The sequence below is a fragment of the Halorubrum tibetense genome (assembly GCF_042661865.1).
Classification (GTDB): domain Archaea; phylum Halobacteriota; class Halobacteria; order Halobacteriales; family Haloferacaceae; genus Halorubrum; species Halorubrum tibetense.
Genome location: NZ_JBHSWW010000357.1, coordinates 1 through 2,109, shown reverse-complemented (window position 1 = coordinate 2,109; position 2,109 = coordinate 1). Strand labels below are relative to the sequence as shown.

General features: G+C 71.7%; 3 protein-coding genes. All 3 read left to right on the top strand.

Features of this window, described 5'->3' with window-relative positions:
* A partial coding sequence (locus ACFQEU_RS14975; RefSeq protein ID WP_379783454.1) for a DUF92 domain-containing protein occupies positions 1 to 1,070 on the top strand: 1,070 nt, incomplete at its 5' end.
* A gap of 5 nt (positions 1,071 to 1,075) precedes the next feature.
* Positions 1,076 to 1,528: a GNAT family N-acetyltransferase gene (locus tag ACFQEU_RS14970; protein ID WP_379783452.1), complete on the top strand. Its 453-nt coding sequence runs from the start codon at positions 1,076 to 1,078 to the stop codon at positions 1,526 to 1,528.
* A gap of 99 nt (positions 1,529 to 1,627) precedes the next feature.
* Complete coding sequence (hisI, locus tag ACFQEU_RS14965; protein ID WP_379783450.1) at positions 1,628 to 2,026, top strand: phosphoribosyl-AMP cyclohydrolase; 399 nt, start codon at positions 1,628 to 1,630, stop codon at positions 2,024 to 2,026.
* Positions 2,027 to 2,109: the final 83 nt, after the last annotated feature.

Here is a 2,109-nt window from a genome sequence, read left to right as displayed (position 1 = left end):
CAGCCCTCGCCGTCGGCGGTGGACGGCTCGGCCGGGCCCTGTTCGCTCGTCGATTCGAGGGCGAGTTCGAGCTCGTCGGCGGGTACCTCCTCGTCGCCGGCACCGCGGCGGTCGCCGGACAGGTCGCGATCGGGCTCGTCGGGAGCGACCTCTCCCTGTCGGATCTCGTCGCTGTGGACCCACTTGCGGGGACGCTTCCGGTGTTCGTCTTTCTCGCGGCGGTCGCGGCGTTGACGGCGGGGCTCGTCCGATCGCTCGTGTACGCCCGCGACGAGCACATCACCGTCGTCGTCGTCGCCCTCGTCGTCTGGGGGTTCATGGCGCTCGAACCGACCGTGAGCGCCCCGGGGATCGTCGCCGGGCTCGCCGTCACCGTCGCACTCGGCTACATCTCGTACGCGCTCGGGACGGCGTCGGTTCCGGGGATGCTGACCGGGGTGTTGCTCGCGCTGCTCACCGTCGTGCTCGGCGGCGTCGGCTGGTTCCTCACACTGATGGCGTTTTACGCGGTCGGCGGGTTGGCCTCGAAGTACCGGTTCGACGAGAAGGCCGACCGCGGCGTCGCACAGGAGAACCAGGGCGCTCGCGGGACGGGGAACGTCCTCGCGAACTCCGCGGTGGCGCTCGTGGCGCTGCTCGGCTATGCCGCGACCGGCCACGTCGAGGTGTCGCCGGCGCTGTTCGGCTTCGCGTTCGCCGGCGCGATCGCGACCGCGATGGCCGACACGCTCTCCTCGGAGATCGGGGGTCTGTTCGACGGACCACGGCTGATCACGACGCTCCAGCCGGTCGAACCGGGAACGGACGGCGCGATCACTTGGCAGGGCGAGCTCGCCGGCGGGACGGGTGCCGCGGTGGTCGCCGCTATCGCCGCGGTCGGGATCCCGATCGGGGACCCGCTCGTCGGCGGCGCGGTCGTGTTCCTGGCCGGCGTCGTCGGCATGACCGTCGACAGCCTCCTCGGTGCGCTGATCGAGGGCGAACGGGTCGGCAACCAGGCCGTCAACTTCCTCGCGACGCTGTCGGGCGCGGTCGTGGCCGTCGCCACGGGCAGTCTCCTCCTCGGGTGACCCCGATGCGGCCACCCGACCCGTGCGTCCGACCCGCGAACCCGACCGACGCCGACCGGATCCGCGAGCTGCAGTCGCACCTCAGACAGCCCAGCCCGGAGCTGCTGGAGTACGGACTCGTCGCCGGCACGACGCTGGTGAGCGTCGCCGATGGGAGCGGAGAGGCGACCGGGTCAGCCGGCGGCGAACCGGTCGGCTACCTCCTCCCGGTCGACGCGCGGGATCGGGCAGGGTGTCACCTCGCGGAGCTCGTCGTCGCGCCCGCGTTCCGACGCGAGGGACGAGCCCGAGGGCTCGTGTCCGCGGCGCTTCGCGGGGCGACCGGGCCGGTGACGCTACAGGCGCACCCCGACAACGACGCCGCGATCGCGTTGTACGAGTCGCTGGGGTTCGAGGTCGTCGACCGGCGATCCGACGCGTACGCCGACGGCGACGCGCTCGTGTATCGGTACGATTGACACCCACGTTCCGGGACGGCCGACGGACGGGTCCGACACGCCCCTTTCCGGCGCGGATAGACACAAGGCATATTCGCGGCGCACGCCTCGGTTCCCGATATGAGCCAGTCCGAGACGGACCCCGACGCTACGGACGACGCCGACGTGGCGGTCGATTTCGGCGACGACGGCCTCGTCCCCGCGGTCGCACAGGACGCCGAGAGCGGCGAGGTGCTGATGCTCGCGTACGTCTCGCCGGAGGCGCTCGAGCGAACCCGTGAGACCGGCGAAGCTCACTACTACTCCCGGTCCCGCGACGAGCTCTGGCACAAGGGCGGGTCGTCCGGTCACACGCAGGCCGTCCGCGAGATCCGTGTCGACTGCGACGCCGACACCCTGTTGTACGTCGTCGACCAGTCGGTCGGCGCGTGTCACACCGGTCACCGGTCGTGTTTCTATCGCACCGTCGACGGGGAACACGTCGGCGAGCGGGTGTTCGACCCCGACGAGGTGTACTGATGGCGTCCGAGGGAGTGCGGGACGTGGAGGGAGACGGCGACGCGGGGCCGGATGCCGTCGCCGCCGCGGGCGAGGCGGCGGCC

Excerpts from the sequence above, each read along its gene's own strand:
- ACFQEU_RS14970 (WP_379783452.1), top strand. The coding sequence starts at position 1,076 with ATGCGGCCACCCGACCCGTGCGTCCGACCCGCGAACCCGACCGACGCC.
- hisI (WP_379783450.1), top strand. The coding sequence starts at position 1,628 with ATGAGCCAGTCCGAGACGGACCCCGACGCTACGGACGACGCCGACGTG.